Source organism: Clostridium folliculivorans, from assembly GCF_024341905.1.
In the GTDB taxonomy this organism is placed as follows: Bacteria; Bacillota; Clostridia; order Clostridiales; family Clostridiaceae; genus Clostridium_AR; species Clostridium_AR folliculivorans.
Map to the genome: position 1 here is coordinate 400,403 of NZ_BQXY01000001.1, position 17,088 is coordinate 417,490.

General features: G+C 30.5%; 13 protein-coding genes. 10 read left to right on the forward strand and 3 right to left on the reverse strand.

Annotated features, from left to right (window positions below):
* The first annotated feature begins 130 nt into the window (after positions 1-130).
* Together msrA and OCU55_RS01740 are read left to right on the forward strand one after the other, a co-directional pair.
* Positions 131-604, forward strand: a complete 474-nt coding sequence (msrA, locus tag OCU55_RS01735) for a peptide-methionine (S)-S-oxide reductase MsrA (protein ID WP_261850597.1) — start codon at positions 131-133, stop codon at positions 602-604.
* A gap of 434 nt (positions 605-1,038) precedes the next feature.
* Positions 1,039-1,899, forward strand: coding sequence for a hypothetical protein (locus OCU55_RS01740; protein WP_261850598.1), 861 nt, complete (start codon positions 1,039-1,041; stop codon positions 1,897-1,899).
* 133 nt (positions 1,900-2,032) lie between these two features.
* Here the strand turns inward: OCU55_RS01740 and OCU55_RS01745 are convergent, their stop codons facing one another.
* Positions 2,033-2,593, reverse strand: a complete 561-nt coding sequence (locus OCU55_RS01745) for a hypothetical protein (RefSeq protein ID WP_261850599.1) — start codon at positions 2,591-2,593, stop codon at positions 2,033-2,035.
* A 245-nt stretch (positions 2,594-2,838) separates the two neighbouring features.
* On the opposite strand from OCU55_RS01745, the gene OCU55_RS01750 reads away from it, so the two are divergent.
* On the forward strand, positions 2,839-3,114 hold the full coding sequence (locus tag OCU55_RS01750) for a putative Se/S carrier protein (protein ID WP_261850600.1): 276 nt from the start codon (positions 2,839-2,841) through the stop codon (positions 3,112-3,114).
* Positions 3,115-3,135: 21 nt separating this feature from the next.
* Complete coding sequence (locus OCU55_RS01755; protein ID WP_261850601.1) at positions 3,136-4,281, forward strand: aminotransferase class V-fold PLP-dependent enzyme; 1,146 nt, start codon at positions 3,136-3,138, stop codon at positions 4,279-4,281.
* Positions 4,282-4,410: 129 nt separating this feature from the next.
* On the opposite strand, the gene OCU55_RS01760 is transcribed toward OCU55_RS01755, so the two are convergent.
* Positions 4,411-6,045 (reverse strand): hypothetical protein, encoded by a 1,635-nt coding sequence (locus OCU55_RS01760; protein WP_261850602.1) that lies wholly within the window; start codon positions 6,043-6,045, stop codon positions 4,411-4,413.
* A gap of 145 nt (positions 6,046-6,190) precedes the next feature.
* A complete protein-coding gene (locus OCU55_RS01765; protein ID WP_261850603.1) occupies positions 6,191-7,516 on the reverse strand; it encodes a hypothetical protein in 1,326 nt (441 codons plus the stop codon).
* 229 nt (positions 7,517-7,745) lie between these two features.
* Here OCU55_RS01765 and OCU55_RS01770 point away from each other — a divergent pair, with 229 nt between their 5' ends.
* The 6 genes from OCU55_RS01770 to OCU55_RS01795 all read left to right on the forward strand — a co-directional run bounded on the left by OCU55_RS01770 (position 7,746) and on the right by OCU55_RS01795 (position 17,086).
* Positions 7,746-8,012, forward strand: coding sequence for a DUF1294 domain-containing protein (locus OCU55_RS01770; RefSeq protein ID WP_261850604.1), 267 nt, complete (start codon positions 7,746-7,748; stop codon positions 8,010-8,012).
* A 256-nt stretch (positions 8,013-8,268) separates the two neighbouring features.
* A complete protein-coding gene (locus OCU55_RS01775; protein WP_261850605.1) occupies positions 8,269-9,681 on the forward strand; it encodes a glycosyltransferase family 2 protein in 1,413 nt (470 codons plus the stop codon).
* A gap of 659 nt (positions 9,682-10,340) precedes the next feature.
* The gene (locus OCU55_RS01780) at positions 10,341-12,293 is read left to right on the forward strand and encodes a DNA gyrase/topoisomerase IV subunit B (RefSeq protein ID WP_261850606.1); all 1,953 of its coding nucleotides are present in this window, start codon (positions 10,341-10,343) and stop codon (positions 12,291-12,293) included.
* A 17-nt stretch (positions 12,294-12,310) separates the two neighbouring features.
* Positions 12,311-15,241: a DNA topoisomerase IV subunit A gene (locus OCU55_RS01785; protein WP_261850607.1), complete on the forward strand. Its 2,931-nt coding sequence runs from the start codon at positions 12,311-12,313 to the stop codon at positions 15,239-15,241.
* Positions 15,242-15,256: 15 nt separating this feature from the next.
* Complete coding sequence (locus tag OCU55_RS01790) at positions 15,257-15,817, forward strand: DJ-1 family glyoxalase III (RefSeq protein ID WP_261850608.1); 561 nt, start codon at positions 15,257-15,259, stop codon at positions 15,815-15,817.
* 57 nt (positions 15,818-15,874) lie between these two features.
* Complete coding sequence (locus OCU55_RS01795; protein WP_261850609.1) at positions 15,875-17,086, forward strand: M16 family metallopeptidase; 1,212 nt, start codon at positions 15,875-15,877, stop codon at positions 17,084-17,086.
* Positions 17,087-17,088: the final 2 nt, after the last annotated feature.

The window sequence follows — 17,088 nt, forward strand, 5'->3', positions numbered from 1 at the left end:
TTTTGATAAAATATAATTACAATTAATTAATATTTATTACAAGTTAGTTTGCGTAATTTAGCCAATTAGGTATAAGTTAGCATTGTGCAGAAAATCCTATATAAAATATAGGAATAAGGAGGGCATGTATATGAATGAAATAGTATTTGCAGGTGGTTGCTTTTGGGGAGTAGAAGAGTTTATGTCTAGAAAAAATGGTGTGAAAGAAACTAAAGTTGGATATGCAAATGGAGAAAAAAATGATCCTACTTATGAACAAGTATGCACAGGAACCACTGGGCATGCAGAAGCTTGTTATGTAAAGTACGATGAAGAAGCTATATCTTTGAATCAGCTATTAGAGGAATATTGGAGTATAGTAGAACCAACAGTAATTAATAGGCAAGGAAATGATATAGGGCATCAATATAGAACTGGAATTTACTATATTGATAAAGAGGATTTGAAAGTGATTGAACAAAGTAAGGAAGAACAGCAGAAAAACTATAGTAAACCAATTGTAACTGAAATAACACCGCTAAAATGTTTCTATGATGCAGAGGAATATCATCAAAAATATTTAAAGAAAAACCCAGGCGGTTATTGCCATATAAAATTAGATTAGTGCTAATTTACTTAAAGTCCAATATTGATTCTATCAGATAGAATCAATATTGGACTTTGTTTCTTTACAGGAAAAATCAGTTGTTTTTTATTTTAAAATTATTTATAAAAAATTTAAAATTTTTATAAATTATGGATAACAAATAGTGATGCTATTGAATATTATATACCGAACGACTCATAAATTATGTGTAATGATTAATTCAGTAGGAATTTACTGTATAAGAAGGTCTTAAATGATGACAGATTTATTCACAATATTTAATGATTTGCAAAAATATTTTTATGATTAACTACGTATTTATGCAAGTTAAAGAAATATATAAAAAATTTAGCAAAATGATGCTATATCACAAGGTAATAAGAACACTTTTATATTAGCAACATAATATATTATTGAAGTGTCTAACGTAAAATGGAATAGGAGGATATATTATGCAAGAAAATTTTGAGGTAAAAGGAATGGCTCCATGCCCTTCACCAATCAGCGATGAATGTATAATAGCTCACAGAGTATATGGAAAATGCAGACAACAAGATTGCTTGAGACCATTCGATAGTACAGTTTTAACACCACCTCCAGGAGCAATTGAAATAAGTTCATCTAGATTAGGAGAGGTAGGAACTATTGGTGGTAGTGTAATAGTTGGCGGACCTATCACTCCAGGCGAAATAATTGCTTTTAATAGCACAGTATCTACAGTAAGGATTGTGCCAGGATCATTTAGAGTATCTGACATAAGAGTTACAGTTAATCCAAGTGCATTTGGGCAAGATGGATTTTATGACGTAACAATAGTATATACTTTTACGTATTTAATCAATTTGCTTGATGCAACTGGAACTTCAATACCAGTAACTCTTACTGTAACTGGAGAAACACCAACTGCAATTACTAACATTTGTGCTTTCACAACTTACACAAAAACTCTATGTCTATTCGGCGGAGAAGCTAGTGAACAAACAATTACTACTGCTAATACTTTATATAGCCCACAAACAGCAAATGTAAACTTTGGCAATCTACCATACGCACTAGTTCAAGCAATTGCTAATCCATTACAACAACCTATAATTGGAGTATATGAAAATGCTCCAGGAACAATAGAATATCATGCTGATGTTGTTATAGGTTTATTCACAATTATCAAACTTTATAGAATAGTTAACATGACAGTTAGCTCAACTGGAGATTGTGATATACCAGAATGTGAACCTATTACAGGAGATCCATGTGAATTCTTTAATAGCTTACCATTCCCATTCGAAGACTTTGACCCACCAACAACTTTATAGAATAAATAGTGCCAACATATTTAACGATATGTTGGCACTATTTATTTCATCAACAAAATTTATTAAGGATAAATCTATAATTGACGATAATTTTATAAGAAAAAAGGGTTGCCTATTGGCAACCCTTATAAAATTATGGCACTATAACGTCTGGTATTACAGGATCACCTAATGCTCCTGCAATTGATTCTTCTTCAGCAGTGATATTGTAGAATAATCCCTGTGCAGTACTGTTAACAGTTAAACTAGCTGCAGCAACTGTGATTCCAGTAGTAACTACGTAAGCTCTAAAGAAATAATCGGTTTCTCCTCCACATAATGGAATAACTGGGTCATCCACAAATTGGAATGGAAGAATATCATAAATTGTTGTTCCAACAGTAGCAAGGGTCAATCCATTTATTATAGTTTGTCTTGATCTAAATATTGGAGCAGTTGAAGTATTGCTTCTAAAAACTTCTAAAACTACATCTAAGGATCCTGCTGCAGTTAGTGCTGCTAATGTAGTAAATACTAAAGGAATTGTCCCTTCGATGAAAACTACATCATTCTTAGAAGATAAAGGTAATGCTAAACTTCCTATGGTAACTGGAGTTCCAATACCAGCTGTAGTAGGAACAGTAATAGGAATATTTGTTGAACCTGTTATTGTAGCAAAATTAGTTGGGGTCTCAATTAAAAAAGGTGTAGCCATGAATTAAAAACCTCCCTTTCATGTAAATCTATTATATATTATGATATTTGTCGTATTTTGGTTACTAATGTAATAGTAAGAAAATGTTTTAAGAAATATACTAGAAAAGCTTAAGTGCAATCTACTTAGCTTTTATTCATGGGTCTAGAAAAAATCTGACTAGATACTTTATTTTAAATAAACAGTGTAATTTTTGTGTTTATTCGAATATATTATATTAAATCGATTTATAGCAGGTGAATTAAATGAGAGACTTAAATGTATGTATAATAGCTTTTTCTTCCACTAGTCAAAGTGTAAATCTTTATAAGATATTAAAAAATAAAAAATATAATGTGGTTATGATACAAACACCTTGTACAATATCAGCAGGCTGTGCTAGGTCAATAGAGATTAAAGAACAGGATTTAGAGGACATAGTAAATGAAATAAAGCAAAATAATCTCGAAATTAAAGGAATATACAGAAGAGTTTTAAATGAGAGTACAAGACGTTATTATTACTCAGAGCTTGATATCTAAATCAATTTTAGGGAGGTTAATATGGTTTATATAGATAATGCCGCCACATCTTTTCCTAAGCCAGAATCTGTTTATGATTCGGTTTTAGATTGCATGAAAAGATATTGTGCAAACCCAGGAAGAGGTTCCCATAAACTATCACTGGAATGTGAGATGAAGATATTAGATACAAGGCAAAGTATAAGTGAACTATTTAATATAGATAATATGATGAATCTTATCTTCACTAATAATACTACTGAGGGATTAAATATGGCAATTAAAGGTGTATTAAAGAGTGGGGATCATGTAATAACAACTTCTATTGAGCATAATTCTGTATATAGGCCTTTGAGAAAACTAACTGAAATAGGAGTTGAAGTCTCAATTGTTTCTGTGGATGAAAAAGGATATGTAAATTTACAGGAACTACAAAAAAATATAAAAACAAACTCTAAGGCATTGATAATAAACCATGGCTCAAACGTATTAGGGACAGTTCAAGATATTGAGGAAATAGGAAGTATAGCAAAAAAAAATAATCTTGTATTTATTGTAGATGTAGCCCAAACCGCTGGGGTTTTTAATATAGATGTAAAGAAAATGAATATTGATATTATGGCATTTCCTGGGCATAAATGCTTATATGGGCCACAAGGAATTGGAGGACTTTATGTAAGCGAATCAATTAAGATTGACACTTTTAAGGAAGGAGGTACTGGCAGTAATTCAAATATAATGGAGCAGCCAGATTTTATGCCAGATAAATTTGAAAGTGGTACATTAAATACTCCTGGGATTGTTGGGCTTGGCGCTGGAGTAAACTTTATTACAAGTGTAGGTCTAAATGAAATAAGAAGACATGATCAGGAATTAGCTTTATATCTAACCTCAGAACTACAAAAGCTACCATATATTATTATGTATGGAGAAGATGATTGTGAAAAGAAGTGTCCAGTAGTCTCTTTCAATATAGATGGGTATGATAGCTCAGAGGTAGGTGAATTTTTAAATAATAAGGATATATACTTGCGTACAGGATATCATTGTGCTCCTATCATTCATAATATAATAGGAACTAAGAATCTAGGTACAGTTAGAGCAAGTTTTGCATATTTTAATACAATAGAAGACGTAGAAAAGTTATTATCTGCAGTAAAAGAATTGTATGGACAAAATAGTATATAACATATAAAAGTTAGAGGAGTTGCATAGACTATAAGCTTTGCTACTCCTCTTAATTATTGGTTGAAAATATAGTTGTATGTTTTAAAATAAAAATAAATTAACAAGAGAAAAAGTTTATTAGCTATAAAGTTACTCCTCATCATTGAATATACGTTTTATAAATGAAGACTTTTTTTGCTTAGCACTAAGCTCTTCTATTGCGCTATTCAAATTATTTACCTGATTAAGAAGTTCTAAATTCTTTTGAGTAAGGGAAGATAAAGTTTTCTCTTTGCTTGTTAGCTGTTCTTTTAAGGTTTCAATTGTTTGAGTCAGCATAGCTATTTGATTAGCCTCGGCGGATTTTAAAGATTGTATCTGGTTCAAATTAGAGTTGCTTTTGTAGGTGTTTATTTGATTATCCAAATTAGATATTACCTTATTTAGCTCTTCTATCTTATTCTTATATGTGGATACGACGCTATGTTTATCTGCAAGTCTTTTTTCTAGATCAGTTATCTTATTTTCTTTATTAAGTAAGTTTTGATATAAAGATGCAATATTTGTCTTTAACTTTAAGTTTTCTTCATCATTTATATTAGTGGCCTTTGATAAATTCTTCATTTTATCCTCGTTGAGAGTTACTTTATATTTAAGATCTTTGATTGTATTTTCAAGTGTGTTTATATGCTGTTGTTTTTCAAAGAGCTGTTTCTCATATTCGATTAACTTTAATGCATTCATTTTCAATGAGTTGTCGCTAACTTGATCTGTTTTATCATAAGACTTTTCTTTATCAAGCAAGGAAATGTCAAAATAGTAAGAACTGCCAATAATCAAGTTATCTTTATTATTTTTAGAAAAGAATATATTATTTACTACTATTGGATTATTGGTTTGATAGCTAACTTTGAAAATGATATTGTTTGGTTCAAGTTGGATATCATTTGAACTAGATTCTCCTTTCAAGAAGTCCACAATCCTAGTTGATATCGCTTGATCAGTCACTGATGTAAAAAAGAATTTGCCGTGAAAAAAAGCTGTTGAGCAGGCTAGTAATCTAGAATTACTATTTATGGAGCTTCTAACCATATTGGAAGGAATTCCATAGCCATACTTAAGTTGGCCTTTTCTTTGACTATTAATCTTATAACAATATGATAGTACCTCGCCATCAGCTACAATAAAAGAGTAGTCTTCAATTGGCAGGTAAGAGGTATCTAAAATGTTAAAACCTTCCCAGTTATTTTTAACAGCGTCATATTTCCTAAAACCAAGACAGCTGGTTTTCATTTTTTTGTTATAGCATAGATAGATGCTATTACCTACTGTACACGATATAAACGAGTAAGGAATGGAGTTATCAATTATATCTAACATAAGTGGTGAAGTAAGTTTTAAATCTGATGTGATGAGTCTATGATATAAAAATGTTGTATTATCTGTTGTTTTTGAATAGATAATATTTAAATAATTATTAAGTGAAAGTATCTCTATGTAATCGCTGGCTAAATGATTATTGGTAATTATTGAACTTGTTAGGGATTCATCAATCATGCAATGCATGATTATACTATTGTTGAGAGCCTGAGTAAAAATGTATATGGTATCGTTCTTTGTCAAGATAGCACTAAGTAAGGCTTTACAATTGTCAATAATAACTCTTTCATTGCCAAAGCCATTATTATCAAAAGTTCTAAGACAAACTTGAGATTCATTCTGGTAGATATACCAAATAGAATTTCCTATTTCTAAGGCGTACTCGTTATATTTATTAGCTAACATAATATAATTACATCCTCCATACTTATATATTAATAATGGTCAAATTAGGCTTACTAATAGATGCCGCTCTAAAATAATTTTCATATCAAAGTGATAAATCTATTAATATAGAATATGCAGTGACAACATGGAGATAGTACTTGATTTACTTATTATTCTTATTGTGAAGCTGTAATAATTCATCTATAACTTTACTTTTATCATCTATTACATTTAATAAGTTTGATATCAAATCTTCATAGTATTTTCTAGTCTTAATATTAAAGCCAATAAATCTGGATAATTTTCTCTCATACTGCTTATTTGTAGAATCAAGAGAGTTTCTTAAAATATCAATTTCCTTATTTTTTTCATGAAGCAATTTTAAATACTTTAAAGTAAGAGAGTTCATAGCAGATAATAGGTGATTTATAAATTTATCATTATTTTTTGTTAAGTTATTTTCATAAGTATTAGTATCTGTAGCTGATGGGATTAAAGATAGTTCAATTTGAGAACTTTCAATATCAGGTTTTTTTAAAAGTTCATTATCAAATAGTGATTTAGCAAAGATCTTTTCTGATATAAATCCGCTAAATACAGAAATTGTAGAAGAAATCTTAAATATTGTTCCTGCAATGTTGTTGTTATTATTTTCAATGGTAACGACACTTGTCCAATTTTTAAGATCATATGAAGTTGTAATATAAAAATTAAGTCCAGTAGACCAATTTAGATAAAACTTATTGTTATAAAAAGATACCATAGGTTTTGTTACAGGGACATTGACATTAATCTGATTTTCGTCTGAAAAAAGAAATTTGTCCTGGAAGCAAGTGATAGATTTTTCAAAAAGCAAAATATCTTTATTAATGGTTTTATTATAAAAGATAATAATTTCATTTTCACCAGATAAAACATTTATAGCAAAGGCGTTAGGAATATCGAAGGATCGTATTTTAGTTGAATTATTATCGTTTATTACATGTAGTGAATAAATATTTTTTGTATAGTCTTCGTAAATTAATAAAATTAGTTTATCATTTAATAACGTAGTATATAATGGACAGGAGTATTTTAAGGAATTAATTTTACATAATTCATATGATTGACAACTATTTGACACAATTCCATGGTAAATATATGATATAGTATTTTTAAAATTAGACAATCTATAGAAAAAGTGGATTGATGTTTTAGTAATCGCTAGTGATATGAAGTCCATCTTTCTATATGGATAGTTTGAAGTTTTAAGCCATTTAGTTTCTACTTCATCTAATTTTGAAATATTGAACTTAAGCAATCCTAACTTAGAATCAACGGTGAGAAATAATATAAAAATGTAATTTGTACTATATTTTACATCGAACATCTCTACATTTTGTTGAAGTATTCTATGAAATGTAGAATTAAATAATTCTATCGATGCATTTTTAAGTTTTATGTAAAAAATATTTTTATTAAAATTAATAACTAAAAACTTATTATTCATAAAATCACCACAATCTATTATTTTGGATATATAATTTGAAAATATACAAACTTGTACCCAATATAAAATTATGATGTATATGCAACATTTAGCACATAAGTAACATAAATAATGTTATGGATGTACCACTTCATAAGAAAATTTATATTTTCAAATTCTCCTCTCAGAATCCAAAGGAGTTTTGAAAATAGTTTTTAGATTGAAGTGGTACATCTTTAGAGGAGTAAAGATGATAATATATTATATTTTATTTATAAACCTTATTGGATTTTTAATTATGTATATAGACAAGAGGAGAGCGATAAAAGGTAAGTGGAGAATTTCAGAAAAGACTTTATTCTTAGTTGCCATAATAGGAGGAAGTTTAGGAGCAATTATCTCAATGAATTTATTTAGGCATAAAACTAAACATTGGTATTTTAAATATGGACTACCATTTTTATTTTGTGTACAAATAATATTAATAATTATTGGGAAAAATATTTTTGGGAAATAAGAATTTTATATTTAAAAGACGAAAAAAGATGAAAGTATCAAAAAACAAACGATTACATTCTTTATATGTAAATACAGTACCGCTTTAAAATGAAAAAGTATAAATATTAATATGCAAATAGACTTGATTTTTTCTTGTGATTGAAATATAGTATATAAGGATTTTGAACTGTATTTATAATCGAGATTTTTAATATTTATTGTTATAAAATACAAATTCCAGTATATGGTACTAATAAAAAATGGGAGTGAATTACATGGGGAATTTTGTTTATTATATAACCGCTGCTACCAAGGTATTCCAAATTGTAGTCTACACACTAACTTTGTATTATTTAATGTTAAGCTTGTTTGGGCTATACAGACGAAAAGAGAAGAAGAACTATACTCCAAATAAAAAATTTGCTATGATAGTTGCTGCTCACAACGAAGAAGTGGTTATTGCAAACCTTATTGAAAGTTTGAAACATCAAGACTATCCAAAAGAGCTATATGATATTTTTGTGATTGCAGACAATTGTACTGATTCAACTGCAGAGATATCAAGAAAACATGGCGCTAAGGTCTTTGAAAGAATGAATAAGGAAAAAAGAGGTAAAGGTTACGCACTTGAATGGATGTTTGATAAGATATTCAAGATGGACAAGAAGTATGATGCTATAGCAATATTTGATGCAGATAATTTAGTTTCACCTAATTTTATCAAAGAAATGAATTCAAAGATGTGTGAAGGATACAAGGTTGTACAGGGATATTTAGATAGCAAGAACCCAGAAGATTCATGGATTACTCAAAGTTACTCTATATCCTTTTGGTCTTCAAATAGAGCATTTCAGTTAGCTAGAGCTAATCTAGGACTATCTAATCAAATAGGTGGTACAGGATTCGCGGTGGATGTAGAAATACTCAAAAAGCTGGGATGGGGTGCAACATGCCTTACTGAAGATTTAGAGTTTACTTGTAAACTAGTATTAAATGGAGAAAAAGTAGGATGGGCTCACGATGCTATAGTATTTGATGAGAAGCCTCTTACTTTAAAAGACTCATGGAATCAGAGAAAAAGATGGATGCAAGGTTTCTCAGATGTAGCTTCTAGATTTTTTGTTAGGCTTATAAAAAAAGCAGTTAAAGATAGAGATTATGTAGCTTTTGATTGTGCACTTTATGTGGCACAGCCTTTTATGACTCTGATGGTAGCTTTGTCACTTTGTCTTACTGCTATCCAAAGTAATTTTGGTATAGGATTGTTTACAGTGGATCAAATGTTCTCTGGAGATAGTATATGGATATGGAGAGGTTTTAGTATGTTCCAATTCCTACTTACTCCTTTTATATTGATAATGGATAGAAAACTTACAAAGAAATTTTTTGCTGCTCTGCTATTATATTCAACAAATGTTTTAGTTTTGCCATGGTTTATAGGAATAATGGAAAAGACTAAAGATTTTACGTTTATAGCATCGGTGAATATAGTATTTACACTTGGATTCATAGCTGTTATTATGATTACAATGGGTAAGAAAGCTACTTTGATGTTTTTTAGATACCTTCTATATGGAATATATACTTTGACTTGGGTGCCAATAACAATACAAGGAATAATGAATAAAAACAATAAAGAGTGGTCACATACTAAACATGTTAGACAAATTGGAATATATGATGTATAGATTGATACCCAATGCTTAAGCATTGGGTATTTTGTTTTACTAATGTGTTTAAATTAAGTGCAATCTAATAAATAAGATAACTCTGATATTTATTGATATATTGTTTTCAAAGTACCTTATTATTTAAGTAAGATTTAAAATATAGATGTAAATGAAAGTGGCTTACGTAAAAAATCAACAATATATAAAAATTTGAGATAAGGTAAGGTTTGAAAATGTATAAAATTTCAATATTATTACAATTATCTTGATAATAGTTGAAATATTAATTACAATTACATGATGTAGTGAATTTGTAGAATTAATAAAAATACATACATGCGAACGAATGTTTGACATAATTTATTAAAGTATTTATACTTTGATAATGAGGAAACGAAATCTTAGTTTATATATGGATGTACCACTTCATAATAAAACTTATTATTTTTAAATTCTCTCACCAGAATTCGTGAGAATTTTAAAAATACATTTCGGTTGGAATTGGTACATCTTTAGATATGGTTGAATCATGAAGATGAATTCACTAAGATACTATTATTAGATTGTGGTGATGGAATTCACAAATTCTGTAGGTATAATTCAAGAATTGAAATACAGGATACGAAAGAATAATATATAGTGTGTTATATAGGTATTAATTGCTTTGGAGGAGAATGATGGAAAAGGAAATTTTAAATAGCAGTTATGATGTTACAGATCTTACGTCACTTGAAAAACTTGAACCAGTTAGGATAAGACCTGGAATGTATATTGGGTCCACTGGGAGTAAAGGACTGCATCATTGTGTATGGGAAGTTCTTGATAATGCTATTGATGAAATAACAAATGGATTTGGAGATACAGCAATTGTATTATTAAATAAAGATAAAAGTGTAACCGTTGTTGATAATGGAAGAGGGGTACCAACTGGGATACACCCTATTAAGAAAAAATCTGGCGTAGAGATGGTGTATACTGAGCTTCATACAGGTGGTAAGTTCGATAATAAAAACTATAAGACTTCTGGAGGTCTGCATGGAGTTGGAGCTGCTGTAGTAAATGCATTGTCAAAATGGCTAGAAGTAGAAGTGTATCAAAATGGTAAGATATACAGACAAAGGTTTGAGTATGCAATGGATAAGCAATTAAAAAAGCTTATGCCTGGTACACCAGTAACTAAGTTAGAGATCATAGGCGAGACTGATAAGACTGGTACTAAAGTAACCTTCATGCCTGATGATGAAGTTTTTTCCAGTATAGATTTTAAATTTGATGTAATAGACGAGAGATTAAAAGAGTTAGCTTTTCAGAATAAAGGAATAAAGCTAAAATTTATTGATGATAGAAAAGAAGAAAATATAATAAAAGAGTACTATTCAGAGAGAGGTTTATTAGATTTTATAGAATATCTTAATGAGAGTAAAACACCGATCCATCAGGAACCAATTTTATTTTCAGGTGAAAAAGAGATCGATGGTATAAAGATGTATGGAGAGGCGTGTATACAGTTCACTGATTCATCAACAGAGTATATAGCCAGCTATGTAAATAATATACCTACAACTGAAGCTGGTACTCATGAAACTGGATTTAAGACAGGAATGACAAGAGCCTATAAAGAATGGGCTAAAAAGCTTGGTTTAGTTAAGGAGAAAGATAAGGAATTCGAAGGTGATGACTTAAGAGAAGGCATGACTGCAATAGTAAGAATAAAGATATCTAATCCTATGTTTGAAGGTCAAACTAAAACTAAACTTGGCAATAATGAAGCTTATACTATGATGAATGAACTCGCATATATCAGATTTTCTGAATGGATTGAAGATAATAAGGAAATAGCTACAGCTGTAATTAATAATGCTCTAGATGCTGCAGCTAGAAGAGAGAAGATAAGAAAAATAAATGAAGCAGAAAAGAAAAAGATAGGAAAAGGTGCTGCGCCTCTTGCTGGAAAAATAGCTGTTTGTACTTTAAAAGATAACACTCAAACTGAGTTTATAGTAGTGGAAGGTGATTCTGCTGGTGGATCTGCTAAACAGGCTAGAGACAGAAGATTTCAGACTATAATGCCCTCAAAGGGAAAGATAATGAATACTGAAAAGCAAAAACTAGAGAATGTACTTGCTAGTGAAGAGTTAAAGATATTTAATGCAGCAATAGGTACTGGAACTTTAGATAACTATAAAGAGAAAGATTTAAGATATGATAAGATTATAATAATGAGTGATGCAGATGTTGATGGATATCATATTAGAACCTTGTGGATGACATACATTTATAGATATATGAGACCTTTGATTGCCAATGGTCATCTTTATCTAGCACAGCCACCTTTGTACAAGGTATATAAGAATACAAAGAGTGGAGAAGTCTCTCAATATGCTTATAGTGATCAAGAATTAGAGCAGGCAAAGAAAAAAATCGGAAAAGGTGCTTTGATACAGCGATATAAGGGACTCGGAGAAATGAATCCAGAACAGTTGTGGGACACGACACTCAATCCGGAGACGAGAACACTATATCAGGTTAATATAGATGATGCTGCGAAGGCTGAAAAAATGGTTTCTTTACTTATGGGAGATGTTGTTGAGCCACGTAAGAAGTATCTTTATAAATATGCCGAGTTTTAGACAGGGGGAGTAATTAAATGGCAAAAAAGAATGAAGCAATTCCTAAGGATAATAATATAATTCCTATAGCTATAGAAGAAGCTATGCCTGATAACTACCTGCCGTATGCAGTTGAGGTAGCAAGGGATAGAGCTTTGCCTGATGTAAGAGATGGTTTAAAGCCAGTTCATAGGAGAATTCTTTATGGTGCATACCTTCTAAGAGCTTTTCCTGATAAACCATATTATAAATCTGCAAGAATAGTTGGAGATATCTTAGGTAAATTTCACCCGCATGGTGACTCTTCTGTTTATGAATCTATGGTAATATTGGCTCAAAATTTTTCTACTAGAGAACCACTTATAGATGGACATGGTAACTGGGGATCAATTGATGGTGATAGTGCAGCTGCTATGAGATATACAGAAGCTAGACTTGCACCTATTGCTATGGAAATGATTAGAGATATTGATAAGGGAATCGTAGAGATGGTCCCTAACTATTCTGACACTGAATTGGAACCTAAAGTTTTACCTAGTAGATATCCAAATCTTTTAGTGAATGGAGCTTTCGGTATAGCAGTAGGTTTAGCTACAAACATACCACCTCATAATCTTAAAGAAGTTTCGGATGGAGTATTAGCTTACATAGAAAACCCGGAGATAACGACAAAGGAATTAATGCACTTTATAAAAGGGCCAGATCTTCCAACAGGAGGCATATTAATAGGCAAAAATTCTATGCTTTCTGCATATGAAACTGGAGAAGGAAAAGTTACACTAAGAGCTAAGACAAGTATTGAGAAGCTAGAAAATGGAAGATTGGGTATTGTTATAACTGAGTTTCCGTATAGAAGAAATAAGGCTAAGCTGCTTCAGCTTATTTCTGAGATGACTGGAGATAAGAGGCATGCTAAAGCTTTAGAGGCTATAACGGATATAAGAGATGAATCAGATAGAACAGGTATTAGGGCTGTAATTGAACTTAGAAAAAATGCTGACGAAAATATTGCTGATAAGGTGCTTAAATATTTATTTAAAAAGACAGATCTTCAGTGTAATATAAGTTTTAATATGGTTGCTCTTGCAGATGGTAAGCCTGAAACAATGGGTCTAAAGACCATAATAGGTCACTATGTTAACCATCAAAAGGACATCGTTACAAGACGAACTATAAGAGAATTAGAAGTTGCAGAAAAGAGGTTTCATATTGTAGAAGGCTTCATAAAGGCTATCGATATAATGGATCAAATAATTGAAACAATTAGAGCTTCTAAATCTAAAAAAGATGCTTCAATAAATCTAATAGATAGATTTGGGTTTAGTGAGATTCAAGCTGAAGCCATATTGGAGTTAATGCTTTATAGGTTAACTGGTCTTGAAATCAAAGAATTCCAAAAGGAACATAAAGAACTAGATAAGATTATAAAAAGATTAAGAAAAATATTAAGTGATGAAAAAGAACTTCTGGAGGTAGTAAAAGAAGAGCTAAAAGAAGTTACTGATAAATTTGCTAGTGCTAGAAGAACTGCAGTAATCGAAGATGATAGTGAAGCAAAAATAGATATAGAGGAACTTATAATAGCTGAAGATGTTATGGTAACCCTATCAAATGATGGATTTATAAAGAGAGTGCCTTTGAAATCTTATAATAGGTCAAACTCAAATCCAGAAGATATTGAATACAGAGAAGGCGATTACCTTAAGTATTGTTTTAATTCTAATACAAAGGATAATATATTATTTTTCACTGATAAGGGTAATATGTATCAAGCTAAGTGTAACCTTATACCAGAGTACAAGTGGAAGGATAAGGGCCAAAGAATTGATGAAGTCATAAAGGTATTATCTTTAGATGAAGAAAAGATAATAATGGCCTTATCGGTAGATAACTTTATGCCAAATAAATGCTTTGAATTTATAACTTCAAAGGCAGTTATAAAGAAGACTGCCATGGATAAATTCGTAACAGCTTACTCTAAGCTTTTAGCTATTAGATTAAAGGAAAACGAAAAGCTTGTAGATGTAAGATTAATAGATTTTGAAAAAGAAGCTAAGTTTATACATTTAAAAACAAAGTTAGGCTTAGACTTCCAAGTTGAAGAACCTGAATTAGAGCTTGTTGATAGAAATATAATAGGAAATCCGTTGAGTCCTATAAGCCAAGAAGATGAAGTTGTAAAAATAGAGTACATAGATGAATACAATTTTGCTGATTTTATAGTTGGTGTAAATAAAAAAGGAAATATGAAAATATATAAGAAAGCATTAAAAGACGTCTTTATGAAGACTGCTACACTTTCGAATGAACAAATTTTGATATTTACATCAAAGGGTAATATGTACAAAATTCCAAGTTATTTAATACAAAACATTTCTGATGAGATAAATATAAGAATGCTAGTAGATGGATTTAGTGATGATGAAGTGGTATTAAGTTTGAGTTCTGAAAAAGACTTTAACGACGAAAAGTCTGTAATGTTTTTTACAAAGAATGGATTAGTAAAGAAGACGATAATGAAGGAATTTGAAGGAAATAGCAGCAACCAAGTAGCATACAAGTTGAAAAGTAATGATGATGAAGTGGTTGCAGTGAAGGTTTATAAAAATATAGGCAGTTCTGATATTCTAATGGTAACTAAAAAGGGCATGGTTATAAAGTTCTCTGAAGAAAATGTTTCGCCTATGGGAAGAGTTGCATCTGGAGTAACAGGAATAAGTTTGAAGGAAGATGACTCTGTTGTTTTCGGATCAGTTTTAAAGTCGGTTATTGAAAGTAAAAATAACAAGAGTTATAATGAAATTGCAGCGGAAATGGTTTCAGCTGAGAGAATTATTTTAGTTTCAAATAGTGGTGATAAAAAAGAAATTATGTTAGAGGACATCAAGACGCAAAATAGAGCTGGTAGAGGGAATTGTCTAATTGTTGTACTGCAAAATGATTATATTAAAGAAGTGCAACTTAAATAGGAGGTTAGAAGTTATATGAAGAAGGTATTGGTATTACTAGCGGAAGGTTTTGAAGAAATTGAAGCGCTTACTGTAGTTGACGTGCTTAGAAGAGCAAATGTAGAGTGTCAAACGTGTAGTATTAAAGATAAAGAGGTATCTGGATCTCATGATATATTAGTATTGGCGGATATGACTTTAGAAAGTGAAGATTTAAATAGCTATGATGCTATAGTTTTACCAGGAGGTATGCCAGGAGCTTCTAATCTTAAAGAAAATATAAGAGTTATTGAGCTTGTTAAAGATTACTATGCTTCAGGAAAAATTGTTGCAGCAATTTGTGCTGCACCAATCGTTTTAGCTAAAGCAGGAATAATTGACGGTAAGCTAATGACTTCGTATCCGTCTTTTGATAAGCAATTAGAACACTGTATTTATAAAGATGAACTAGTTGTGGTAGATGGAAATATAATAACAAGTAGAGGGCCGGCTACTACATTGCCTTTTGCATTCAAACTTCTAGAAAAACTAGGGTATGAACAAGAAGCTAATGATTTAAAAGAAGGTATGATGTACAATTTTTTACTTAACCAATAGTATTCGTTCCTAGAGGAGGTCCTCTAGGAACTTTTAAATTTTTTTTGGAGGTTTTTTATGGAGAAGTTTGTTTTAAATAATGGAATTAGGCTATTATATGAACATAGAGAGTCTTACGTAACCTCATTTTGTATTGGATTTGATGCTGGTGCTAATGCAGAAGTGGATTTCAAGCTTGGAACAGCACATGCACTTGAACATATGTTATTTAAGGGAACAACTACACTAGATGAAGATGAAATTAATTTAAAATGTGATAGACTTTTTGGATTTAATAATGCAATGACAAACTTTCCATATTGTATTTATTACGGAACTTCCTCTAATGAAGATTTTGTTGAAGCCTTCTCTTTATATTCGGACATAATACTAAACCCTGCCTTAAGTGAGGTTGGATTTAAGGAAGAGATGGATGTAATACTACAAGAATTTAATGAATGGAAGGAAGATTTTGGACAGTATTGTGAAGATGAGCTTTTCTACAATTCATATGAAAGAAAAAGGCTGAAAAATATTATTATCGGCACTGAAGTTTCTATAAAGGAGATCCATATAGATGAATTAAAGCGGTTCTATAAAAGGTATTATGTACCTGAAAATTGCGTAATTTCAGTAATTACAAGCATTTCTTTTGAAGATATAAAAACAGTGGTAAATAATATATTCTCTGATTTTAAAGGAGAATATATTAAACCAATATACAATAATGAGTCTATAAGCTCAGGGATTCACTATAAGGAAGTTAGTGGATTTGAGGGCGCAAAAATACAATATGTGTATGATATAAGCATGTTAGATACAAAAGAAGTTGAAGCTCTTAGAATATTCAATATGTGGCTTGGTGAAGGCGTGAGTTCTAGATTGTTTGATAAGGTTAGAACAAAAGGTGGATTAGCATATGAGATATTCAGTGCTGTGAAAAATGAAGCTAATATAAAGTTATTTTCTATTAACTGTAGTACATCTAAAAATAGTGTAGATAGATGTATTGATATTATAGATTTACTTGTTGATAATGCAGTTGGTGATTTTCAGACATTAACACAAGTAGATATTAATTATTTAATAAAGAGATTGAAACTAAAACGAGCTCTAGACTTAGAAAAGAGTATTGTATTAGCAAATAGACTCACAATCTACGAACTTATGTACAAAAGAGGTAAAATGGTTTTCGATGAATTGGAATTTGAATACGAAATTAGTAATAAAGATATAATTAATGTGATAAAAAAAGTATTTGTGAACCCTTCGAAGCAAGTACTTTGGTAATG

Coding starts and splice junctions, on each gene's coding strand:
- msrA (WP_261850597.1), top strand. CDS start 131: ATGAATGAAATAGTATTTGCAGGTGGTTGCTTTTGGGGAGTAGAAGAG.
- OCU55_RS01740 (WP_261850598.1), top strand. CDS start 1,039: ATGCAAGAAAATTTTGAGGTAAAAGGAATGGCTCCATGCCCTTCACCA.
- OCU55_RS01745 (WP_261850599.1), bottom strand. CDS start 2,593: ATGGCTACACCTTTTTTAATTGAGACCCCAACTAATTTTGCTACAATA.
- OCU55_RS01750 (WP_261850600.1), top strand. CDS start 2,839: ATGAGAGACTTAAATGTATGTATAATAGCTTTTTCTTCCACTAGTCAA.
- OCU55_RS01755 (WP_261850601.1), top strand. CDS start 3,136: ATGGTTTATATAGATAATGCCGCCACATCTTTTCCTAAGCCAGAATCT.
- OCU55_RS01760 (WP_261850602.1), bottom strand. CDS start 6,045: ATGTTAGCTAATAAATATAACGAGTACGCCTTAGAAATAGGAAATTCT.
- OCU55_RS01765 (WP_261850603.1), bottom strand. CDS start 7,516: ATGAATAATAAGTTTTTAGTTATTAATTTTAATAAAAATATTTTTTAC.
- OCU55_RS01770 (WP_261850604.1), top strand. CDS start 7,746: ATGATAATATATTATATTTTATTTATAAACCTTATTGGATTTTTAATT.
- OCU55_RS01775 (WP_261850605.1), top strand. CDS start 8,269: ATGGGGAATTTTGTTTATTATATAACCGCTGCTACCAAGGTATTCCAA.
- OCU55_RS01780 (WP_261850606.1), top strand. CDS start 10,341: ATGGAAAAGGAAATTTTAAATAGCAGTTATGATGTTACAGATCTTACG.
- OCU55_RS01785 (WP_261850607.1), top strand. CDS start 12,311: ATGGCAAAAAAGAATGAAGCAATTCCTAAGGATAATAATATAATTCCT.
- OCU55_RS01790 (WP_261850608.1), top strand. CDS start 15,257: ATGAAGAAGGTATTGGTATTACTAGCGGAAGGTTTTGAAGAAATTGAA.
- OCU55_RS01795 (WP_261850609.1), top strand. CDS start 15,875: ATGGAGAAGTTTGTTTTAAATAATGGAATTAGGCTATTATATGAACAT.